Genomic DNA, 22,656 nt, shown 5'->3' with positions numbered 1-22,656 from the left:
ATCGATTTCGGCACTGTGCGGGCAACCTGCGGGGGGACTTGGCGCTCCTTGCGCCCCTAGCGCTGATCGCCATCATCGCTGTGGCGGCCTTTGCCACTCCGAGCACCCTCCACTTCAGTCGGTTTCTCTCACTCGCCCCCGCTTTCGCTGCCTCGGTGTGGCCAGTGGTCGGAACGGTTGCTATAGGCGTGCTCGCCGCGGCCGTCGACGCAGTGATCGCCGTGACCATCGGTAGTGTGAGTGAGCAGCACACACACCTGTTCACCCTCGCGGTGATCGCGGGCGTCACCGCCGCGGCCGCCTGCGCCAGCCATGTGCGCCAGCAGCGGGAGCGGACCCTCGCCGACGTTCGTTCCGTCGCCGAGACGACCCAGAAAGTCCTGCTGCGCCCCATGCCGCACCACCTCGGCCGGCTGGACATCGAGGCTCTGTACCTGGCCGCCGCGGCCCAGGCCCGCGTAGGCGGCGACTTCTACGAGGCGCTGGCGACAGTCCACGGCGTCCGCATGATCATCGGAGACGTGCGCGGCAAGGGCCTCCCTGCGGTCGGCATGGCCTCAGCGATCCTCGGCTGCTTCCGGGAAGCCGCGTACGACGAGCCGGACCTGGCACGGCTGGCACGCCGACTGGACGTCAGCACGAGCCGCTACACCGCACTGCTGCCCGGCGACCGGATGGAGTCCTTCGCCACGGCTCTGCTCGTCGAGATCCCCGACGACGGATCGGTCGTCGGCATCGTCAACTTGGGACACCCCCCTCCGCTGCTGCTCAGCGCAGGAATGATCCGCGAGGTCACCCCCACGGCTCCCTCACCACCCATCAACATGGGCGCGCTGATCGGGGAGGGCTACCGCATCGACACCTTCTCCTTCGCCGCAGAGGATCAGCTGCTGCTCTACACCGACGGCGTCACCGAGACCCGTGACTACTCCGGCGCGTTCTTTCCGCTGGTGCGGCACGCGGGACAGTGGGACGCGGACTCCCCGTCCCGGCTGCTCGGGCAGTTGCACAGCGACCTGGTCCACTACAGCCGCGGCCGTCTCGACGACGACATCGCGGCCATTGCCGTGCGTGCGGTGGTCGCCACGGCGCCGACCAGGGCGTGAAACGGGCCGGGCGGTCGTCCACGCCGCTCGCCTTCCCGAGTCGACCAGGAAGCCAATGCCTTGCCGGTGCCTTCCTGGTCTGTAGTCCCCTGTTTTATGGCGGGCCTGAGATGTACGCACTGTGATTCATGCGTGCGCGCTGTAGTCGGACTCCTGTTTGAAGTGACAACATGGCGGTTCCGCCTGGCGGAGCCCGGCCATTCGACCTGCGTGTCACGGGTTGTGGGGTCGTACCGGAAGAGAGTGCATGGCCGGCTCGGAAGGGGCCCCATCCCACGCCGCGGGCCGTCTCCTTGTACTTCACGCTCCTGTGAGCGGCACTTCAGAGGGTGTGTCCTCTGCGGTTCACTGGCGGCGTCTGCGATCACGATCCGCCCGGCAGGCCTCGGTCGTACCCTGGATTGGCTGATTCGCCGAGCGGCGGCTCGCCCTTCATGTGAGCAGGTGCCAGGGCCCGAAGGGCGTGATAGCCGATGACGACGATCAGCGTCCCCAATGCGATGCCGCTGAGCTCGAAGTTGTCGGTGAGCGTCAGGCTGACGTCGCCGATTCCGATGATGAGTCCCGCGGCGACGGGCACGAGGTGGAGCGGGTTGGACAGGTCGACGCGGGAGCGGACCCAGATCTGGGCGCCCAGCAGGCCGATCATGCCGTAGAGGATGACGGTGATTCCGCCGAGGACTCCGCCGGGGATGGCGGCTACGACGGCGCCGAACTTGGGGCAGAGTCCGAACAGGATCGCGAAGCCGGCGGCGCACCAGTAGGCGGCGGTCGAGTAGACGCGGGTGGCGGCCATGACACCGATGTTCTCTGCGTACGTGGTCGTGGCGGGGCCGCCGACGGACGTCGACAGCACGGTGGCCGCACCGTCCGCCATGATGGCCGTGCCGAGCTTGTCGTCCAGCGGGTCGCCCGTCATCTCGCCCACGGCCTTGACGTGCCCGGCATTCTCGGCGATGAGCGCGATGACGACGGGCAGGGCGACGAGAACCGCGGAGAGGGAGAAGCTCGGGGCGTGGAAGGTGGGAAGGCCGATCCAGTCGGCCTTGGCCACACCTGAGAGGTCGAGGCGCCAGTGGTCGACCGATTCGGTTCCTCCGGCGGGGGAGTGGATCTTGCCGAAGATGCGGTCGAAGACCCAGGAGATCAGGTAGCCGAAGGCCAGGCCGAGGAAGATCGCGATACGGGACCAGAAGCCGCGCAGCACGACGAGGGCGAAGCCCGTGAAGAGCATGGTGAGCAGCGCGGTCCACTGATCCTGTGGCCAGTAGGTGCCAGCGGTGACGGGAGCCAGGTTGAAGCCGATGAGCATGACTACAGCGCCGGTGACCACCGGTGGCAGGACTGCGTGGATGATGCGGGCGCCCAGAGCGCGAACGGCGGCCCCGCACAGGAAGAGGACCGCGCCGACAACCAGCAGTGCGCCGGTGAGGGTTGCCGCGTCGCCGCCCTGGGTCTTGATGACGGCGGCCACGCCGATGAACGACAGGCTGCTGCCGAGATAGCTGGGGATACGGCCGCGGGTGATGAGCAGGAAAATGATGGTGGCCACACCGGATGCCATGACGGCGAGGTTGGCGTCCAGACCCATCAAGATGGGGGCGACGAAGCAGGCCCCGATCATGGAGACCACGTGCTGCGCACCGAGGCCGGCGGTGCGGCCCCAGGTGAGCCGCTCATCGGGTCGTACGACCTCGCCCGGTGCGAGGCTCTTGCCGTCGCCGTGCAGCTTCCAGCCGAAGCCCGCCATGGTCTTGCTCCTTGATGTGTTGCTGGGGTGGTGCTGAGCTCCGCCGGCTGGACCGGGGGCTCGACGACTGGCGGACATGCGGTTCAGGCGTATGCCGACAGGGCTGGCCGTGAGGGTGGGGATTCGACCTGGGGCGTCGTATTCTGCGGGAGAGTGCTGGTCGCTGCGCTCATCATGGGCTGCACGGCGCGACGAACGAGGCACCGAACATCGCGACCACGTGCTGGGCACCGAGTCCGAACGTACGGGGCCAGGAGAACCGTTCGTCCGGCCGGACCACGGCCCCCGGCGGGGTCTTCCCGTCTCCGTGCAAGGTCCAGCGCACGCCGAGGCCCACGGTTACCCCCTGTGTGTAGATACGGAGTCCAGTGCCTCGCCCGGCATGGTGCTCACCGCAGAAATGATCAGCGCCATGATAGTGCCGGATCAGGGCGCGCCCGCGGCCGGGCCGCGGACGGGGGAGCGCCGCCGCTGTGCGGGCCGGGGGCCCGCGCCCCGCACAGCCTTCGGCTCAGGGGCGCGGCTCGGCCGCCGCCGCGCTCGGAGCGCCGGTGCCCGAGGACGACACGGCCCTGCGGTCGCCCGCCCGCAGCACCCCGGCCCCCAGCACCAGGCCGAACGCCAGCACCGTCACCAGACCGAACGAGACGACCAGCGACGTCGCCTCGGCCAGCGAGCCGATCGCGGACGGGGCGATGAGCCCGGAGGTGTACGTGATGGTGGCGACGCCCGCGATCGCCTGACTCGGGTTCGGGCCGCTGCGTCCGGCCGCCGCGAAGGCGAGCGGGACGACCACGGCGACACCGAGGCCGAGGAGCCCGAAACCGCACATCGCCAGTACCGCGTTCGGTGACGCGACCACGAGCAGCCCGCCGACGGTCGCGAGGACGCCGCCCACCCGTACGGTCCGGACCGCGCCGAAGCGGTCGACGACCTTGTCGCCGGCGATCCGGGCGACCGCCATGGTGAGCGCGAACGCCGTCGTGGACGCCGCGGCGAGTCCGGCGGAGGTGTCCATGATGTCCCGCAGATAGACCGCCGACCAGTCCAGGCTGGCACCCTCCGCGAATACCGCGCAGAAGCCCACCGCGCCGATGATCAGCGCGGACTTCGGCGGCAGCGCGAAGCGCGGCGGCGGCTCCTCGTCCGGTTCGCTGCGCAGATCCAGTACGCCCTGGCAGGCGATCAGGCCGAGCGCGGTGAGGACGAGCGCGGCGATGGAGTGGTGCAGCCGGGCGTCGGCGCCCAGATGCGCGGCCACCGTGCCCGCGGCCGAACCGATCAGGGCGCCCACGCTCCACATCCCGTGCAGCCCGGACATGATCGACTTGTCGAGGCGGTTCTCCACCTCCACGCCGAGGGCGTTCATCGCCACGTCGGACATGCCGGCCGATGCCCCGTACACGAAGAGCGCCGCGCACAGCGTCAGCAGGTTGGGGGCCAGCGCGGGCAGGATCAGCGCCAGCGTCCACAGGGCCAGCAGCCCGCGTAGTGCGGTCCGGGCGCCGAAGCGATGGCTGATCGCGCCGGCCAGCGGCATCGACAGTGAGGCGCCGATCGCGGGGAAGGCGAGGGCCAGGCCGAGCTGTCCGGCACTGACCCCGGCGTGTTCCTGGATCCAGGGCACCCGGGTGGCGAAGCTGCCGGTGACGGCGCCGTGCACGGTGAAGACCGCGGCGACGGCGAATCTGGCCCGCCTCACCTGCTCCATGCCGAAGACCGCCTCTGTGGAATCCGTTGTCATACCGCCGTGCCCTCCCCTGGGAATCCTCTGTCGCCGGCGATCCCGGCGCCCGCCTTCACGGTGCCGAGGTAAATTATCAGGAACCCTGCCTGATAAATAGTGCATCTGCTCAGTCCATGCCCTCATCCCGTGCGGCAGTGATCTGGAAGGATCCCGGCATGCCCGCATCACCGAGCACCGCCCGGGCCATCAACGACCGTCTCGCCCTGCGACTGCTCCAGCAGGACGGCCCGTTGACGGCCACGCAGCTGAAGACCCTGACCGGCCTCTCCCGGCCCACTGTCGCCGACCTCGTCGAACGGCTTCAGGGGGCCGGTCTGATCAGGGTGGTCGGTGAGGCGGGCGCCGAGCGCCGCGGCCCCAACGCCCGCCTGTACGGGATCGCCGCCGACCGCGCGCACCTCGCCGCGCTCGACGTACGCACCGGCAGCGTCGCCGTGGTCGTCGCCGATCTCCTCGGCGCCACGCTCGCCGAGGCCACCCTGCCCATCGGCAGCGACACCGGCACCGAGTCCGCCGCCGAACAGGCCGCCGCGCTGCTGGAGCGCACCGCGCGCGAGGCGGGCGCCGCCCCGCTGCACAGCGTCGGCGTCGGCGCGCCCGGCCTGATCGACCCGGTCACCGGGGAACTGCGCGACACCACCGGGCTGCCCGCCTGGCACCGGAGGCTGGTCCGGGTGCTCCAGCAGCGGCTGCCCGCCACCGTGCTGGTGGAGAACGAGACCAATCTCGCCGCCGTCGCCGAACATCGCAGCGGCGCGGCCCGCGACCGTGACACCTTCGTCCTGTTCTGGCTCGGCAACGGCGTCGGTGCGGCCGTCATGCTGGACGGGAAGCTCCGGCGCGGGGCCTCCGGCGGCGCGGGCGAGATCGGCTTCCTGCCGGTGCCCGGCGCGGCCGGTACCCCCTCGGCCGTCAGCTGCGACGGCGGGTTTCACTCCTTGGTGGGTTCTGCCCCGGTCTGCGAACTGGCCGCCACCCACGGCATCGTGGTGCCTGCGGACACTGCCGACGGGGACAAGGAGCCGGGTGCTGCGTTCGCCGTACGGGCCGCCCTGGCGGGGGAGGGGGACAGTGAGGCGTTCCTGGACGCCCTCGCCGGACGTCTCGCGCTGGGCGGCGCCGCCATCGCCTCGGTCCTCGACCCGGGCTGTGTGCTGCTCGCGGGCGAGGTCGGCCACGCGGGTGGCGACGCGCTCGCGGCCCGGGTCGAGGAACGGCTCACCACGATGTCCCCCTTGCGCACGGAGGTCAGGGCCGGGCGGCTGGGTGGCGCCGCGGTGCTCCGCGGCGCGCTGCTCGCGGCCCGGGAGGCGGCTCAGGACGAGCTGTTCACTCCGGCCGGCTGAGCAGGGCTGGGCCCGGCGGCGACCGGGGGCGAACCGATCACCGACGGGCGGTCGGGGGTGCGGCCGCGGGTGTAGTACGCAGACCGATGTTGATCCGGCCGGCCGGCATCGAGTCGCGGACGTAGTGGTAGGCCCAGTCGGTGTCGAGGTAACCGGTGCCGCCGTGCTGCGAGGCCGAGTGGACGCCCGCCCGGGCGAGTTCGGCGTCGCTGCCGTCGTCGTGGAGCGCGGCGTCGGGCTCGGCGTACTCGTTCCAGGCGCCGTGCAGGTCGTACTCGTAGTCGATGTCGACGCCGTTGAAGCCGTACTTGCTCGATGAAGGCGATGGCCGAGTCGGCGAACGTGTCGATGCCGGTCCGGTCGGCCGAGCCGTAGGCGTTGGCCGCCATCGAGGAGGGGTGAGCGAGCCCATGAGCAGTCCGGCGACGGCTACGCCGGCGGCGGGCAGGGGGGCGCTCGCACGGGTGGGGGACAGCACGTCCGGTTCCTCCCGGGGAGGTTCGGAAGAACACAACTGACAAGGAGGCGGGCCGTGTTGATGTCCCGCGGTGTGCGCACACCGCGGGACCGTTCCTCGGAGGTGACGCAGAGATCAGGAGGGCTGGACCATTGCGTCAATAGGTCTGACCTTCAAGCGGTGACTGTCCCGCTGCGGCCCCCGCCCCGAGGTCCATGTGAGCCACCCCACAAGAACTCACCCATATGGCCCATCGGTGGGCATGGCACACTGACCGTGTACCAGCAGCAGCGCACTCCGGGGTCGGTGCAATTCCGAACCGGCGGTTATAGTCCGCGACCCGTCCGCATCCAGCGGCCGGTTGACCAGGTGGGATTCCTGGACCGACGGTTAAAGTCCGGATGGGAGGCAGTGCGCGGCGGGCCGTTTCACGGGTACGCCGCCGTCGGCGGATGGTTTTCGGGCAACCGATCCATCCGTTTGTTCCGGCTTCGGCGTTCCCCTGTTGCGTTCCCGCTTCATCTGTCGTCGTCGACAGGCCCCGGAGTCCGTGCCCGAAGAGGCAGGAGGACCCGGTGGACACCGCAGCCGACATCACCGCCATGCGCCGAGCGATCGCGCTCGCCGCCCGCGGTCTCGGCTCCACCAGCCCCAACCCGGTCGTCGGCTGCGTCATCCTCGACGCCGCGGGCCAACCGGCCGGCGAGGGCTTCCACCGGCGCGCCGGTGGGCCGCACGCCGAGATCCACGCCCTGCGCGGCGCGGGCGACCGCGCCCGTGGCGGCACCGCCTACGTCACCCTCGAACCCTGTAACCACACCGGCCGCACCGGCCCCTGCGCCCAGGCCCTCATCGAGGCCGGTGTCGCCCGGGTCGTCTACGCGGTCGGCGACCCGAACCCGCAGGCCACCGGCGGTGCCGACACCCTGCGCGCGGCCGGGGTCAAGGCCGAGCAGGGGCCCCTCGCCGACGAGGCCGAGGCGGGCAACGCGGCCTGGCTGACCTCGGTGCGCCTGGGCCGCCCGTACGTCCTGTGGAAGTACGCGGCGACCCTCGACGGCCGGATCGCCGCCGCCGACGCCACCAGCCGCTGGATCACCTCGCCCGAGTCCCGCGCCGACGTCCACCGGCTGCGCGCCGAGGCCGACGCCGTCGTGGTCGGTTCCGGCACCGCCCGTACCGACGACCCGCAGCTCGGCGTACGGGGCATCGAAAGCGCCGTACAGCCCCTGCGGGTGGTCGTGGATACCAGCGCCGCCGCCGTGCGCCCCGGCGCCCGCGTCCTCGACGACACCGCGCCCACGCTGATCGCCGTCGCTATCGGCGCCGACGCCCACCACCTCCCCGAAGAAGCCGTACTGCGGCTGCCGCGCGCCGCCACCGGCCCCGGCCTGGACATCACCGCCCTGCTCAGCGCCCTGTACGGGCGGGGCGTCCGCTCCGTACTCCTCGAAGGCGGCCCGACCCTGGCCGGGGCCTTCGTCGCCGCGGGAACAGTCGACAAGGTCGTCGGCTACCTCGCCCCCGTGCTCCTCGGCGCCGGCCCCGCGGCCCTCGCCGACGCCGGAATCACCACCATCGCCGAGGCGTTGCGCCTCGATGTCACCGAGACCGTCCGTATCGGCCCCGATCTGCGTATCACCGCCGTACCCGGCCCTGCCCGGAAGGGAATCTGAGTGTTCACCGGAATTGTCGAAGAACTGGGTGAAGTCACCGCCGTCGAGAAGCTCGGCGACGCCTCCCGCTTCCGCCTGCGCGGTCCCGTGGTCACCGAAGGCGCGAAGCACGGCGACTCCATCGCCGTCAACGGCGTCTGCCTCACCGTCGTCGACCTGGGCGAGGGCGAGTTCACCGCCGATGTGATGGCCGAGACCCTGAACCGGTCCAGCCTCGGCGCCCTGGAGACCGGCTCCCGGGTCAACCTGGAACGACCCATGGCGCTCGGCGGCCGGCTCGGCGGCCACATCGTCCAGGGCCACGTCGACGGCACCGGCCGCATCGTCGAGCGCACGATCTCCGAGAACTGGGAGATCGTGAAGATCTCCCTCCCGGCGGACCTGACCCGCTACGTGGTGGAGAAGGGGTCGATCACCGTCGACGGCGTCAGCCTGACCGTTGTGGACGCGGGACCCGACTACTTCACCATCAGCCTCATCCCCACCACCCTCGCCCTGACCACCCTCGGTATCAAGGAGCCCGGCGACCCGGTCAACCTGGAGGTGGACGTCATCGCGAAGTACGTCGAGCGGCTGCTCGGCGGCGCCGCCCGGGACCCCGAGGAGCCGATGAAGTGATGGCGCTGAACTGGCTGAACTCGGAGGCGTTCACCGTTTTCGGGCAGCACATCATCTGGTCCGACATGATCGGCAACACCGTCGGTCTGATCGCGCTGACCCTGGGCTGGCTCCGCTCGATCTGGACCTGGCCCGCCCAGCTCCTGTCCGGCGTCGTCCTGGTCGCCGCCAACGTCTCCGTGCACCAGGCGGGCAGCGTCGGCAAGCAGCTCGTCGTCATCGCCGTGGCCGTCTGGGGCTGGCAGCAGTGGACCCGGGGCAGGCGGAAGGCCCGGGACGGCTCCATCGCCGTACGGTTCGCCACCTGGCGCGAGCGCGGCTACCTGCTGGGCGGCGCCGCAGTCGGCACCCTCGCGGTCGGCGGCCTGTTCACCGCGTTCCCCTCGCTCTCCTGGAGCCCGTGGGCGGACGCGTACATATTCGCCGGGACACTCGTCGCGATGCTCGCCCAGGCCCGCGGCATGGTCGAGTTCTGGTTCGCCTGGCTGCTGGTCGACCTGGTCGGCGTACCGCTGAACTTCCACAGCGGCCTCGCGTTCTCCGGTCTCATCTACGTCGTGTACGGCGCCCTCGTCCTGTGGGGCATGCGCGACTGGTGGCTGCGTTCGCGGACACCCGCTCTGGAAGGAGCCACGGCATGACTGCCCAGCCCGCCTGGTTGCACCGGGAACACGAGAGCGTCGTCGAGGACCTCACGCTCGACCCCGTCGAGCAGGCGATCCGCGACATCGCCGCCGGACGGCCCGTCGTGGTCGTCGACGACGAGGACCGGGAGAACGAGGGCGACCTCGTCATCGCGGCCGAGAAGGCCACCCCCGAGATCGTCGCGTTCATGATGAGCGAGTGCCGCGGCCTGATCTGCGCGCCCATGGAGAACGACGAGCTGGAACGGCTCGAACTGCCGCAGATGGTCGCCCACAACACCGAGTCGATGCGTACGGCGTTCACCGTCTCCGTCGACGCCTCGGCGGCGCACGGCGTGACCACCGGCATTTCAGCCGCCGACCGGGCCGCCACGCTCCGGCTGCTGGCGGGCGGCGAGGCGGGCCCCGGCGACTTCGTCCGGCCCGGCCACATCTTCCCGCTCCGCGCCCGCTCCGGCGGTGTGCTGGTCCGTAACGGCCACACCGAGGCCGCCGTCGACCTCGCCCGGCTCGCCGGACTGCGGCCCGCCGGAGCGATCGTCGAGATCGCCGGAGAGGACGGCGTGATGCTGCGGCTGCCGCAGCTCGTCCCGTTCGCCCGCAAGCACGGCCTCACGATCATCTCCATCGAGGACCTGATCGCCTACCGCCGCTCCTCGGAGCCGACCGTCCGCCGCGAGGCCGAGGTACGGCTGCCGACGGGCTTCGGCGCGTTCACCGCGTACGGCTACCGCTCCACGGCCGACGGCGTCGAGCATGTCGCGCTCGTCCACGGCGACGTCGTCGGCGGCGACGACATCCTGGTACGGATCCACTCCGAGTGCCTGACCGGCGACATCTTCCAGTCGCAGCGCTGCGACTGCGGGCCCCAGCTCCATGCCTCCATGCGCCGGATCACCGAGGAGGGCCGCGGCGTCGTCGTCTATCTGCGCGGCCACGAGGGCCGGGGCATCGGCCTGCTGTCCAAGCTGCGCGCCTACGAACTCCAGGAACGCGGCAGCGACACCCTCGACGCCAACCTGGAACTCGGCCTGCCCGCCGACGCCCGGGACTACGCGGCGGGTGCCCAGATCCTCAAGGACCTCGGCGTCCGGAGCCTGCGGCTGATGACCAACAACCCCGACAAGACGGCCGCGGTCGTGCGACACGGTCTGGCCGTCACCGGCCGCGAACCGATGCCCGTCCAGGCCGGCGAACACAATCTGCGCTACCTGCGCACCAAGCGCGACCGCATGGGGCACGACCTGCCCTGGCTCGACGCCGCCACGGCGTCGACCTGCGGCAACCAGTGAACGATCACGGAAACGAGCGGTAGGAGAACCATGAGCGGCAAGGGCGCACCCGAACTGTCCGTACGCAACTGCGGCGACCTGCGCGTGGCGGTCGTCGCCGCGCAGTGGCACGAGAAGATCATGGACGGACTCGTTGACGGCGCCCTGCGCGCCCTGCACGAGCTGGGCATCGACGAGCCGACCCTGCTCCGGGTGCCCGGCAGCTTCGAGCTCCCGGTCGTCGCCAAGGTCCTCGCCGGCCGCGGCTACGACGCGATCGTCGCCCTCGGCGTGATCATCCGCGGCGGCACCCCGCACTTCGAGTACGTGTCCCACGGCGTCACCAACGGCCTCACCCAGGTCGCCGTCGACACCGGAGTCCCGGTCGGCTTCGGTGTACTCACCTGCGACACCGAGGAACAGGCCCTCGACCGGGCAGGACTGGAAGGCTCCAACGAGGACAAGGGGCACGAAGCGGTCACCGCAGCCGTCGCCACCGCCGCGACGCTGCGCGCCGTCAGCGAGCCCTGGCGCTGATCGGAGGTCCCGGACCCCGTAGTCTAAGGACCATCATGGCGAACAAAACCTTCGAAGAGCTCTTCGCCGAGCTGCAGCTCAAGGCCGCCGACGGCGATCCCTCCACCTCCCGCACCGCCGAGCTGGTGGACAAGGGCGTCCATGCCATCGGCAAGAAGGTCGTCGAGGAGGCCGCCGAAGTCTGGATGGCCGCCGAGCACGAGAGCAAGGACGCCGCCGCCGAGGAGATCTCCCAGCTGCTGTACCACGTCCAGGTGATGATGGTCGCCCGCGGAATCTCCCTCGACGACGTCTACGCCCATCTCTGAGCACGACCTCCGCACCACGCACATCCGCACATCGCGCCGGACTCCCTCCTCGCAAAGGAAACCTGACCTCATGCTGCGCATCGCCGTTCCCAACAAGGGTTCACTCTCCGGGCCTGCGATGGCGATGCTCCATGAGGCCGGCTACCAGCAGCGCAAGGAGTCCAAGGAGCTCGTCCTCGTCGACCCCGAGAACGAGGTCGAGTTCTTCTACCTGCGGCCCCGCGACATCGCGATCTACGTCAGCTCCGGCCGCCTCGACATCGGCATCACCGGCCGCGACCTGCTGCTGGACTCCGGCGCCGACGCCGAGGAGATCCTCCAGCTCGGCTTCGCCCGCTCCACCTTCCGCTACGCCACCAAGCCCGGCACGGCCCAGGGCCCGCAGGAGTTCGACGGCAGGACGATCGCCACCTCCTACGAGGGCATCGTCGCCAAGCACCTCGCCGACCTCGGCGTCAACGCCTCCGTCGTCCACCTCGACGGCGCGGTCGAGACCGCCATCGAACTCGGCGTCGCCCAGATCATCGCCGACGTCGTGGAGACCGGCACCAGCCTGCGCAACGCCGGACTCGAAGTCATCGGCGAGCCGATCATGAAGTCGGAAGCCGTCGTCATCCGCCGCACCGGCGCACCGGACGACGACCCCAAGGTGCAGCAGTTCCTCCGCCGCCTCCAGGGCGTCCTGGTCGCCCGCTCCTACGTGATGATGGACTACGACTGCCGCGTCGAGCACCTGGAGCGCGCGGTCGCCCTCACCCCGGGCCTGGAGTCGCCGACCATCTCCCCGCTGCACCACGAGGGCTGGGTCGCCGTCCGCTCCATGGTCGCCGCCCGCGAGGCCCAGCGGATCATGGACGATCTGTACGACCTCGGCGCCCGCGCCATCCTCACCACCGCCATCCACGCCTGCCGCCTCTGACGGCCGGGCGACCACCCGGAAGACAGAAGAACACCATGTCCGCCCCCGCGCCCCGGTCCGAACTTCCCACCCTCCCGGTCACCTTCCGGCCGACCCGAACCCGAGTGGTCCTGCTGACCGTGGGGGCGGCGATGTTCGTCGTCATCACGGTCATCGCCCTGACCCTGGAGCAGCTGAGCCCGGGGGAGCGGTCCAGCTTCGTCTTCACCGCGCTGCTGTTCTTCGGCGTGCTCGCGCTGCTCAGCCGCCCGAAGATCGTCGCGAACGAGGACGGGGTGACCGTGGTCAATCTCACCCGGACGCGCCGACTGTCCTGGGCGGAGATTCTCCGCGTCAACCTGCGTGTCGGCGATCCCTGGGTCTACCTCGATCTGAGCGACGGGACCAGCATGCCCGCCCTCGGTATCCAGCCGGGAATCGCCAAGCAGCAGGCCATCCGCGACGCCCGTGCGCTCCGCGCCCTCGCCGAGAACCACGGCACCGGTACGGACAACGGCTGAGCCCCCTGCCCCGTACGGCCTCTTCTTGATTACTCTGGAGGGCGGCGGCGCCCTGTGCGTGCCCCGCCCCGCACGAGAGGTCCACGAGACCGGCGGGGCTTTCCTGCGACCCAAGGAGTGAGTCCTTCCAGCAATGGACGGATCGTCCGGTAGTACCTGCGCCGCCCCCTCACCGGAGGCGGCGGCATGACCATCCCCCTGCTGCTTCTGAGCGCGGCATTCCTTCTCATCCTCGCCAACGGATTCTTCGTGGCAGCCGAGTTCGGGCTCGTCACGGTCGAGCGGCCGGACGCCGAGCGCGCCGCCGCCGAGGGTGACCGGCGGGCCCGTACCGTCGTCGAAGCCCTGCGCGAACTCTCCTTCCAGCTCTCCGGCACCCAGCTGGGCATCACCATCACCTCACTGGTCGTCGGCATGCTCGCCGAACCGGCACTCGCCCAGCTGCTGGACGGCCCCCTCACCTTGACCGGGCTGCCCGACGGCGCCGTTCCCGGCATCAGCGTGGTCATCGGGATGATGGTGGCCTCCGCCGTCCAGATGGTCATCGGCGAACTCGTGCCCAAGAACTGGGCGGTCTCCCGGCCGCTCCAGGTCGCCCGCTTCGTCGCCGGCCCCCAGCACCGTTTCTCCGCCGCTCTCCGACCGGTGATCAGCCTGCTGAACACCGTCGCCAACCGGCTCGTACGGCTGCTCGGCGTCGAACCCACCGACGAGCTGGCCTCCGCCCGCACCCCGGGGGAACTGGTCTCCCTGGCCCGGCACTCGGCCGAGGCCGGCACCCTCGAACAGGACACCGCGGACCTCTTCGTACGGACCCTGTCCCTCGCCGGGCTCACCGCTCAGCACGTCATGACCCCACGGCTGAAGGTCAGCGCCCTGCAGACCTCGGCGACCGCGCAGGACGTCCTCAACCTCACCCGCGCCACCGGCCTCTCCCGCTTCCCGGTCTACCGGGAGCGCATCGACGAGGTCGTCGGCATGATTTACCTCAAGGACGCCCTCGCCGTGCCCGCCCAGGAGCGGCTGCGCACTCCGGCCGGCCGGATCGCCGTACCGCCGCTGCTGGTGCCGGAGACCCTGCCCGTCGAACAGCTGCTCCAGCGGCTGCGCAACGAGCAGCCGATCGCCGTCGTGGTCGACGAGTACGGCGGTACCGCCGGAGTCGTCACCCTTGAGGACATCATCGAGGAACTCGTCGGGGAGGTCAGGGACGAGCACGACGCCGAGGGCGCCGACCGGCCCGAGCTTGCCCCCGCCGCTCCGGAGGACGGCCGTCCGGCCTGGGACGCCGAGGGCAGCTGCCGGGTCCTGACCCTGCGCCGGATAGGGCTCGACGTCCCCGACGGCCCGTACGAGACCGTGGCCGGACTCGTCGCCGATCTGCTGGGGCGTATCCCGGCCCCCGGTGACCGGGCCGAGCTGCCCGGCTGGCGGATCTCCGTACGCCAGGTGGGTCACTACCGGGCCGAGAAGGTCCGCTTCGTACGCACGCCCGAGGCGACCGACCCCCTTACCCCGGCCCCGCTGACCCAGGACGCCCTGGAGGCCGTGCGATGAGCCTGGTCCAGCTGGTCTTCGCCGGACTCCTCGTGCTGGCGAACGGTTTCTTCGTCGGTGCCGAGTTCGCCCTCGTCTCCGTACGGCGCAGCCAGGTCGAACCCCTCGCGGCGGCCGGGTCGGGCCGGGCCCGCCAGGTGCTGTACGGACTGGAGAACCTGCCGCAGATGATGGCCGCCGCCCAGTTCGGCATCACCGTCTGCTCGCTGACCCTCGGCGCCGTCGCCGAGCCGACCGTTGCCCAGCTGCTGGAGCCGGTCTTCCACGCGGTCCACCTGCCCGAGGGGCTCATCCATCCGCTCGGCTACGTCCTGGCGCTGGTCTTCGTGGTCTTCCTCCATCTCGTCATCGGCGAAATGGTCCCGAAGAACCTCGCGATGGCGGCGCCGGAGAAGACCGCACTCTGGCTCAGCCCCGGCCTCGTGGGCTTCGCCCGTCTGTGCCGCCCGGTCACCTCCGCACTGGGCGCCTGCGCCCGGCTGGTGCTCCGGCTCTTCGGTGTCGAGCCGAAGGACGAGGTGGAGGCCGTCTTCACCAGCGAGCAGCTCAACCGGCTCGTCGAGGACTCCGGCCAGGCCGGGCTGCTGGAGCCGGAGGCCCAGGAGCGGCTGGAGGACGCACTGGAGCTGGGCAGCAGGCCCGTCACCGATGTGCTGCTCAGCCGGGCCTCACTGGTGACGGTGGACCCCTCCGTCACCCCCCACCGGATCGAGCAGCTGACCGTACGCACCGGCTACTCACGCTTTCCCGTGTGCGCGGAGGGCGGCGGTCCGTTCATGGGCTATCTGCACGTCAAGGACGTCCTGGACCTGGAGGACGGTGAACGGGCCGTCCCCCAGCACGTCTGGCGCCCGATGGCCACCGTGCGGGCCGAACTCCCCCTGGACGACGCCCTGACCGTGATGCGCCGCGCGGCGACGCATCTGGCGCAGGTCGCCGACGCGTCGGGCCGGATCCTCGGCCTGGTCGCCATGGAGGACGTCCTGGAGATGCTCGTCGGTGAGGTGCGCGATCCGGCCCACCGGGTCTCGGTACCGCGCCGGACGGCGGACACGACGACCGGCACCGGCGAACTCACCGCGTCGGTCCACTGAATCCCGGCCGCCGGACCGGCTGACTCTCCATTCTTCAGCCCGTCCGGCGACCGAGGACAACGGCTGCCGGGCCTCTGCGGCCTCCTCACAACGCCGGCGGTTCCTGTGGCCCCCGGTCCACCGGCCCCCGGCCGGACAGCACCTCGCCGTACGCCTGCATCAGATCCGGCAGCCGCAGCGTGGCCAGATCGTCCCGGCTCGGCAGAGCCGCGTAACCGGAGAGCCGCAGATCGCGGTAGGCGCAGCTCTTCTCGTACAGGGTGCGCAGGAATCTCCCGTTGCCCAGCTCGTCGATCCAGCCCTGGTCGACGACATGAGCGCTGATGGAGCGCAGCTCCTCCAGGGACTCCTCGTCCCACGCGTCGCCGGTCTCCGCGGCGAGCACCTCACCGATCGAGGTGAGCTCCAGCGGCCGGTAGCTCGGGAAGTCCACCCGGGTGGTGAAGCGGGAGGAGAGCCCCGGATTGGTGGTCAGCAACCGGTCCATGCCTTCCGGATAGCCCGCGAGGATCACGACGAGATGGTTCCGGTTGTCCTCCGCGCGCTTGAGGAGGACCTGGAGCGCCTCGTCGCCGTACGCGTCGCCCTTGCTGTAGCCGGTGTTGGAGAGGCTGTACGCCTCGTCGACGAACAGCACCCCGCCGAGCGCCGAGTCGATCAGCTCATTGGCCTTGACGGCGGTCTGGCCGAGGAACTCGCCCACCAGATCCGCCCGTTGAGCCTCCACGAGATGGTCGCCGCCGAGCAGACCGAGGGCGTAGAAGACCCGGCCCAGGATGCGGGCCACGGTGGTCTTGCCGGTACCGGAAGGGCCCGAGAAGACGAAATGGCGTTTCGGCGGCTGCACGGGAAGCCCCTGACCGGCCCGCAACCGCGCCATGTTCAACTGTGCGGACAACGCCTTGACCTGGCGCTTGACGGGCTCCAGACCGACCATCCGCTCCAGCTCCGCCAGCGCCTCGGCGAGCAGCACCGGATCGCTGGGCCCGGCAGGAAAGGGGGACGGCGGCTGGCCGGGCACCGCCGTCTTCCGGCGCGCGCCGTCGGACGGCGGCGGCCCCCCGAGGCCCACGAGCCCCGGGGCCTCGCTGCCCGGCCGCAGCTCCCGGCCGTCCACCAGGTCGGTGCCGAGCAGCGCGTCCCCGTCCGGCTGCGACTCCGCCACGGCGTCCGTACCCAGGCCGGCCAGGGAGACGGCGGTCAGACCGGCGGCCTCGTCGGTGCCTTCGAGACCGTCGTAGTCCGCGATCGCGGCGAGTCGGGCCGAGGTGTCCATGAACGCCGGGTCGATCCGGTGCACCGCCCGGTAGAGCGGCAGGGCGGCGGCGCTGCGGCCGGTGCCCTCGTACGCGCGGGCCAGCCAGTAGCGCAGCTCCTTGCGCTGTGGCTGTTCGCTGCGGCAGCGCATCAGCGCGGTGGAGAGCAGCGGCTCGGCCTGCCCGTACATCTCCAGCCGCACCCGCGCCATCCCGCCGAACAGCCCCGCCTCGATGCCGAGCAGCGGATCGTCGATCAACTGCTCGGTGTTGCGGACGAGCTGCTCCCAGTCCTTGACGAGATAGGAGCGGCAGGCGTGCAGGAAGCGGACCTGCGGGTCCGCGTCCACCGGCGGCAGGCCGGCCAGCGCGCGATCCAGCTCGGGGACATGGCGCCCGTCCAGCCAGTGCGAGGCGTGCGCGAGAAGCAGATCACGCGGGCTCTCCAGCACCGGCTGCACCCACCAGCCCAGCCAGTACCAGGAGTTGAGTGTGCGTCTATGGCGGGTGCGCTGCTCGCCGAAGCGTTCGCGATGGCGGTACATGTGTAGCAGAGCCGTCGTTGTGTCGACCCGCAGCGCGTGGAGGCCGAGCCAGCCGTCCGCCATGCCGGGATCGATCCGTACCGCGGCTCTGAACTCCTCTTCGGCCTGTGGGTAGGCGCCCATGGTGTAGGCGTCCACGCCGCGCAGCCAGGCGAGGTCGGCCGGGGCCTGTGCGCCCTGCGTGCCGATGTCCATCTGGTCCCCCACAAACCGTGCCCCCAGGATGTCCCGCCGCACGACCTGCCCGCCGAGGCGCGCTGAATTACTGTGCCACGGACGGGAATTGACCGCACCGAGAGGCATCGTACCTGCGCAGGGAGTGCGCGACTAAGAGCGCCGCAGGCAGAAGGAAGACCGTTACCGAGGGTAGGCGGAATGCGGTGTGTCTGCGGGGGAAAGGGCGCGCGGAGGCAGAACGAAGCCCCCGATCACGGGGGAACAACCAGGGGCTTCGTGTCCGCGGGGGCTCCGAAAAGCCGCACATTGAGAACGTAAGACCTGTACCGCCCTCGGGTCAAGCAGAGTTGGGGTACTTCCGGGACGTTTTCTCACCACTCAGCTCGGTGGCGCAATGCGCTCACTTTCCGTGACGGAATGGTTCGCTCCTGCTGCCGCGCCGGGTCCCTCCAGCCACTCGTACCCCACCGGCAACTGCCGTACCAGAGCGTCCGCGCGGGGGCGCGAGGGATCGGCCGAGAAATGCACCGCCTCGGCCGCCGTCCACTCGTCCCAGAAGGCCGAAAGGGTCGGTCCGTCCCGGCGGCGGCCCCGCTCCCAGGACTCCGTCGCACCGAGATCCATCCACAGCAGCCGCGCCAGATGGGGCCGCAGCGCCCGGCGGCCCGCACCGACCCCCTCGATCAGGACCACCGGCGCGGGTTCCAGGGCGCGCGGCGCCGCGAACGCCCGCGCGGTCCAGTCGTACGGCGCGTAGTAAGCGCACTCCCCGCGCGACAGCGGGCCGATCACCTGCTCCCGCAGCCGGTCCACCCAGGCGAAGAAGGACTCATGGGTGGCCAGATCGTCCAGACGCAGTACGGGGGCGCCGTCGAGCGCGGCGGCGAGGCGGGACGCGAAGGTGCTCTTCCCCGATCCGGCGTGGCCGTCGACGGAGATCAGCCGCACCGGTCCGCAGGACGGCGCCAGGGTGTGCAGCCGCGCGGCGAGGAGCGAGAGGTCGTTCATGCGCCCCAGCCTACGAGCCCGCCCGAAGCAAGCGCAGGTCACGCCAGTGGACCAGACCAATATTGGTTTGCCGACGCGAGTCGAATCACTGGCCGAATCCGGCTACGACCCGCAATAGTTGGCGCACTGTCGTGCACCTGCAAGCCCCATTCCGCTTACGTCCGGGGGTCTCGCCCATGAACAGACCGACCTCACGCAGAACCGTGCTGACCGCCGCGCTCGCGGCAGCGGCCACCGCCGGTACGGTGTCGTCCGCCGGCTCCGCGGCCGCCGCCGTTCCCGCCTCGGCCCAGCCCACCGTCGGCCCGCCCGCCCCCTCCTCGGCGGCCGCTTCCCTTGTGGACAACCACTCCTGGAACACGTTCACCGACTGGCGCAGCGGCTCCGGCTCCGGGACGCGTGCCGTCGCGGGCCGCCGCCCCGGTCTGGTGATCGGTCACGCCGAGGGGAGTGCCGACTACACCGATCCGCACACCGGGAGGACGGCCGCCTGGGAGTACGCGACCTGGACCTCGCAGGTCCACCGGTCCGCGGTTCCGGCGACCGAGGTGATCGCCTCGTGGAACGCCGACACCCCCGCGGGCACCTGGATCCAGATCGAGCTCCAGGGCCGCTACTCGGACGCCACCTGGACACCCTGGTACGTGATGGGCCGATGGGCCGCGGGCGACGGCGACATCCGCCGGACGTCCGTCGACGACCAGACGGACGGCAAGAGCTCCATCTGGACCGACACCTTCTCGGTGGACGACGCGGCGAGCGGCCTGCGGCTGGTCTCGTACCGGCTGCGGCTCACCCTCCACCGCGCCCCGGGCACCCGTCTCACGCCCACGGTGTGGCGCCTCGGCGCGATGGCGTCCGACATACCGGACCGCTTCACCGTGTCCGTCAGCACCCCTGGCCTCGCCCGGGAATTTCCGGTGCCGCGCTACTCGCAGAACATCCACGCGGGGCAGTACCCGGAGTACGACAACGGCGGCGAGGCCTGGTGCAGCCCCACCTCCTCGCAGATGATCATCGAGTACTGGGGACGCAGGCCCTCCGCCGCGGAGCTCGCCTGGGTCGAGCCCGGCCTGGCCGACCCGCAGGTCTGCCACGCGGCCCGGTTCACCTACGACTACCAGTACGAGGGTTGCGGCAACTGGCCGTTCAACGCCGCGTACGCCGCGACGTACGACGACATGAGCGCGGCCGTGACCCGGCTCGGCTCGCTGACGGACCTGGAGACGCTGATCCGGGCGGGTATCCCGGTCATAACGTCGCAGTCCTTCCTCAAGGAGGAGCTGACCGGCGCGGGATACGGAACCTCGGGCCATCTGATGACCGTGATCGGGTTCACCGCGGACGGCGACGTGATCGCGAACGACCCGGCCTCGCCGAACAACGAGGCCGTGCGGCGCGTCTACAAGCGCGAGGAGTGGGAGACGATCTGGCTCCGTACCAAGCGCTACGACGCGAACGGCAAGGTCAGGAGCGGTACGGGCGGTGTCTGCTACGTCTACTGGCCCGCCGCGCCGGCACCGGGTCAGCGCCGGGCCCTGAAGTCGCTCGGCCTGCTGTGAACAAGGTGCGGCGCGACGGCCGCCACCACGGCGTGTCGGTGTGACGGCTTGACGACCTGACGGTGTGGGGCGTAACGACCTGAGGGCAGCGTTGCGGGCCGTCCTGGGGGAGACGGCCCTACCGGTCCGCCGTGGCCTTGACCGAGTCATGCCCGAGCCGGGGGACACCCCGTGAACGGACATGCCGCGCGTCGAGGTCACGGTGGACCCTGAGTACCGCACGTCGTACGGATTGTGTTCAGGCGGTCCGAGTCGCCGGGGCGTCGTCGACCGCCTCGCCTCATGTCTTGTGCGAATTCCTGGCAGGCCCCCGCCGCGCGCCGGCCCCTGCCGTGCCGTGGACGATCACTCCGGGGGATGCGGGGGCGACCGGTACGGGGAGACGATGGAGGGGCTCCGGGGCGCGCGCAGTGCACGGCAGCGTGGGCCCGAGTCGGGACATCGAGCCGCCCCGGTGGGCGGAAGGGAGTCCGGGATGAGTGCCTCCGAACCATCCCGGGTGAGGCCCGGCCCGGCAGGGCCTGCTTCGTCCGCGCCCGGCGGGCTGCTCGACGTGCTGGGAGTTGCCGCCGTCGTCCTGGACGAGGACGGGCGGATCGTGCTGTGGAGTCCGCAGGCCGAGGCGCTCTTCGGGTACACCCCCGACGAGGCCCTGGGCCGGTTCGCGGGCCGGCTCCTGGTCCACGAAGAGCACCTGGAGCAGGTCATGGATCTGTTCGCCCAGGTCATGGGGGGCAATGGCAGCTGGGCCGGGATCTTTCCCATTCGGCGCAGGGACGGCGGCACGAAGCTGGTGGAGTTCCGCAATATGCGGCTGATGGACGACCGGAAGGGCCTGTACGCCCTGGGGCTGGCTTCCGACCGGACCACCTTGCGGAGGATCGAACGGGACCTGGCCCTGTCCGCGGGGCTGGTGTCGCAGTCCCCGATCGGCTTGGTGGTCATGGACACCGAACTGCGGTTCGCCGCGGTCAACCCGGCGCTGGAACGCATGGACGGCCTGCCCGCCGACGAGCTGATCGGCCGACGCACCCACGAAGTCCTGCCGTTCCTGGACACCGAAGCCATCGATTCATCGATGCGCCAGGTCCTGGACACCGGCGTCCCGATCCTGGACCTGGAGGTCGTCGGACGCACCGCCGCCGATCCGGATCACGAGCGTGCCTGGTCGGCTTCGTACTACCGGCTGGAGGACCCGGTCGGCAAGGTGCTGGGAGTGGCCGGGTCCATCGTGGACGTCACCGACCGGCACCGCATGGCCGCCGAGGCGCACCACGCGCGCCGGCGCCTCGCCCTCCTCGCCGACGCCTCCGTACTCATCGGCACCACCCTCGATCTCCACCGGACCGCCCACGAGCTCGCCGGCATCGTCGTGCCCGACCTGGCCGACGTCGCCACGGTCGACATCCTGGGCACCGCCCTGAACAGCTGCAGCACCCCACCGACCCCGCTGCAGGGGCACGCCCGGTTCCGGGCGCTCGCCGTGAAGGCGGCCCACCCCACCGAAGCCGTCTGCGCCGCCGACCCCACCGGCGACATCGCCGACTACGGCGCCGACCGCCTGGTCACCCAGTGCGTCACCACCAGCACCCCGATCCTCGTCCCGCACGTGGACGGCGAAGATCTGCGGCAGATCGCCCGGTGTCCCGAAGCCGCCACCGCCCTGGCCCGCGCCGGGCTCCACTCCTACCTCGTGGTGCCGCTCATCGCGCGCGGCGAAGTCCTCGGCGCCCTGGACCTCAAACGCTTCCGCAACCCGCTTCCCTTCGACGACGACGACCTCATCCTGGCCAGCGAACTGGCCGTCCGGGCCGCCGTGTCGATCGACAACGCACGCTGGTACCAGCGGGAACGCGACGCCGCTCTCACCCTCCAGCGCAGCCTGTTGCCCCAGCACCCGCCGCATCGGCCGGGCCTGGAGATCGCCTACCGCTACCAGCCGGCGGAGGCAGCCCACGAGGTCGGCGGCGACTGGTTCGACGTCATCCGTCTTCCCGGCGACAAGACCGCCCTGGTCGTCGGAGACGTCATGGGCAGCGGCATCCCCGCCGCTGCCACCATGGGGCAACTGAGCAGTGCCACCCGCGCACTTGCCGACCTCGACCTCGACCCCAGCCGGGTCCTGCACCACCTGGACCGCAGCTCCCTCGGTCTCGATCAGGCCATCGCCACCTGCGTGTACGTCGTCTACGACCCGCACCGCGCGCACTGCCGCATCGCCCTCGCCGGACATCTGCCCCCCGTCCTGGTACGTCCCGGCCGGGCCCCCGAACTGCTCGACCTGCCCACCGGCGTGCCCCTCGGCGTCGGTGGGGTTCCCTTCCGCACCACGTGCATCGCTCTGGACCCCGGTGACAAGCTCGTCCTGTACACCGATGGCCTGGTCGAAACCCGCGACCAGGCCATCGACGCACGCCTGGCCACCCTCCTCGGCCTCCTCGGCCAACCGGACCGGCCCCTGGAAGCGACCTGCGACCTGCTCCTGCACGCCCTGCGCCACCCGCACGACCACGACGACACGGCCCTCCTCATCGCCCGAGCCGAGCCCGTGCGGGGGCCGGGAGCGGCCTGAAGCAGG

Annotated in this window: 18 protein-coding genes, 1 pseudogene and 1 riboswitch; of the genes and pseudogenes, 14 read left to right on the top strand and 5 right to left on the bottom strand. The window is 70.9% G+C overall.

The genetic code is table 11. The features are described 5' to 3' along the window. Positions 1-236: 236 nt before the first annotated feature. Positions 237-1,106, top strand: coding sequence for a PP2C family protein-serine/threonine phosphatase (locus tag OG936_RS03965; protein WP_406492588.1), 870 nt, complete (start codon positions 237-239; stop codon positions 1,104-1,106). Positions 1,107-1,470: 364 nt separating this feature from the next. Here OG936_RS03965 and OG936_RS03960 read toward each other — a convergent pair whose 3' ends face one another. Then, positions 1,471-2,856: a uracil-xanthine permease family protein gene (locus tag OG936_RS03960; RefSeq protein ID WP_406492586.1), complete on the bottom strand. Its 1,386-nt coding sequence runs from the start codon at positions 2,854-2,856 to the stop codon at positions 1,471-1,473. 511 nt (positions 2,857-3,367) lie between these two features. After that, on the bottom strand, positions 3,368-4,600 hold the full coding sequence (locus tag OG936_RS03955) for an MFS transporter (RefSeq protein WP_406492584.1): 1,233 nt from the start codon (positions 4,598-4,600) through the stop codon (positions 3,368-3,370). A gap of 158 nt (positions 4,601-4,758) precedes the next feature. Between OG936_RS03955 and OG936_RS03950 the strand changes: the two genes are divergently transcribed. Next, positions 4,759-5,949, top strand: coding sequence for an ROK family protein (locus tag OG936_RS03950; RefSeq protein ID WP_406492583.1), 1,191 nt, complete (start codon positions 4,759-4,761; stop codon positions 5,947-5,949). A gap of 62 nt (positions 5,950-6,011) precedes the next feature. Here the strand turns inward: OG936_RS03950 and OG936_RS03945 are convergent. Then, positions 6,012-6,341 (bottom strand): annotated as a pseudogene (locus OG936_RS03945) (hypothetical protein); the annotation flags it as partial. A gap of 353 nt (positions 6,342-6,694) precedes the next feature. Continuing rightward, positions 6,695-6,825: riboswitch (FMN riboswitch) on the top strand. A 156-nt stretch (positions 6,826-6,981) separates the two neighbouring features. Between OG936_RS03945 and ribD the strand changes: the two are divergent. The 10 genes from ribD to OG936_RS03895 all read left to right on the top strand — a co-directional run bounded on the left by ribD (position 6,982) and on the right by OG936_RS03895 (position 15,530). Further along, positions 6,982-8,082: a bifunctional diaminohydroxyphosphoribosylaminopyrimidine deaminase/5-amino-6-(5-phosphoribosylamino)uracil reductase RibD gene (gene ribD, locus OG936_RS03940; protein ID WP_406492581.1), complete on the top strand. Its 1,101-nt coding sequence runs from the start codon at positions 6,982-6,984 to the stop codon at positions 8,080-8,082. After that, positions 8,083-8,700, top strand: coding sequence for a riboflavin synthase (locus tag OG936_RS03935; RefSeq protein ID WP_406492579.1), 618 nt, complete (start codon positions 8,083-8,085; stop codon positions 8,698-8,700). Continuing rightward, the gene (locus OG936_RS03930) at positions 8,697-9,341 is read left to right on the top strand and encodes a nicotinamide riboside transporter PnuC (RefSeq protein WP_406492577.1); all 645 of its coding nucleotides are present in this window, start codon (positions 8,697-8,699) and stop codon (positions 9,339-9,341) included. The genes OG936_RS03935 and OG936_RS03930 overlap by 4 nt, the downstream gene beginning before the upstream one ends. After that, the gene (locus OG936_RS03925) at positions 9,338-10,636 is read left to right on the top strand and encodes a bifunctional 3,4-dihydroxy-2-butanone-4-phosphate synthase/GTP cyclohydrolase II (protein ID WP_406492575.1); all 1,299 of its coding nucleotides are present in this window, start codon (positions 9,338-9,340) and stop codon (positions 10,634-10,636) included. Before OG936_RS03930 ends, OG936_RS03925 begins: the two co-directional genes overlap by 4 nt. A gap of 30 nt (positions 10,637-10,666) precedes the next feature. After that, positions 10,667-11,152 carry a 6,7-dimethyl-8-ribityllumazine synthase gene (gene ribH / locus OG936_RS03920; protein ID WP_406492574.1) on the top strand — a complete coding sequence of 162 codons (486 nt, stop codon included), beginning with the start codon at positions 10,667-10,669 and terminating at the stop codon, positions 11,150-11,152. Positions 11,153-11,187: 35 nt separating this feature from the next. Next, positions 11,188-11,460 carry a phosphoribosyl-ATP diphosphatase gene (locus tag OG936_RS03915; protein WP_073739434.1) on the top strand — a complete coding sequence of 91 codons (273 nt, stop codon included), beginning with the start codon at positions 11,188-11,190 and terminating at the stop codon, positions 11,458-11,460. A 70-nt stretch (positions 11,461-11,530) separates the two neighbouring features. Beyond that, positions 11,531-12,379 (top strand): ATP phosphoribosyltransferase, encoded by an 849-nt coding sequence (gene hisG, locus OG936_RS03910; protein WP_406492572.1) that lies wholly within the window; start codon positions 11,531-11,533, stop codon positions 12,377-12,379. 35 nt (positions 12,380-12,414) lie between these two features. Then, positions 12,415-12,879 (top strand): PH domain-containing protein, encoded by a 465-nt coding sequence (locus tag OG936_RS03905; RefSeq protein ID WP_383763464.1) that lies wholly within the window; start codon positions 12,415-12,417, stop codon positions 12,877-12,879. Between the two features lie 186 nt (positions 12,880-13,065). Further along, entirely contained in the window at positions 13,066-14,436 is a 1,371-nt protein-coding gene (locus tag OG936_RS03900) for a hemolysin family protein (protein ID WP_406492569.1), read from the top strand. Then, positions 14,433-15,530 (top strand): hemolysin family protein, encoded by a 1,098-nt coding sequence (locus tag OG936_RS03895; protein WP_406492567.1) that lies wholly within the window; start codon positions 14,433-14,435, stop codon positions 15,528-15,530. Before OG936_RS03900 ends, OG936_RS03895 begins: the two co-directional genes overlap by 4 nt. An 85-nt stretch (positions 15,531-15,615) precedes the next feature. Here OG936_RS03895 and OG936_RS03890 read toward each other — a convergent pair whose 3' ends face one another. Both OG936_RS03890 and OG936_RS03885 read right to left on the bottom strand, forming a co-directional pair. After that, complete coding sequence (locus OG936_RS03890) at positions 15,616-17,526, bottom strand: AAA family ATPase (protein ID WP_406492565.1); 1,911 nt, start codon at positions 17,524-17,526, stop codon at positions 15,616-15,618. A gap of 360 nt (positions 17,527-17,886) precedes the next feature. After that, entirely contained in the window at positions 17,887-18,516 is a 630-nt protein-coding gene (locus OG936_RS03885; RefSeq protein WP_406492564.1) for a uridine kinase, read from the bottom strand. A 176-nt stretch (positions 18,517-18,692) separates the two neighbouring features. On the opposite strand from OG936_RS03885, the gene OG936_RS03880 reads away from it, so the two are divergent. Together OG936_RS03880 and OG936_RS03875 are read left to right on the top strand one after the other, a co-directional pair. Next, positions 18,693-20,078 carry a peptidase C39 family protein gene (locus tag OG936_RS03880; protein ID WP_406492563.1) on the top strand — a complete coding sequence of 462 codons (1,386 nt, stop codon included), beginning with the start codon at positions 18,693-18,695 and terminating at the stop codon, positions 20,076-20,078. Positions 20,079-20,553: 475 nt separating this feature from the next. Next, on the top strand, positions 20,554-22,650 hold the full coding sequence (locus OG936_RS03875; RefSeq protein ID WP_406492562.1) for a SpoIIE family protein phosphatase: 2,097 nt from the start codon (positions 20,554-20,556) through the stop codon (positions 22,648-22,650). Positions 22,651-22,656: the final 6 nt, after the last annotated feature.

Origin of the sequence: Streptomyces sp. NBC_00846, assembly GCF_045207325.1 — a bacterium.
GTDB lineage: Bacteria > Actinomycetota > Actinomycetes > Streptomycetales > Streptomycetaceae > Streptomyces.
This window is presented reverse-complemented; position numbering and strand designations above follow the sequence as displayed.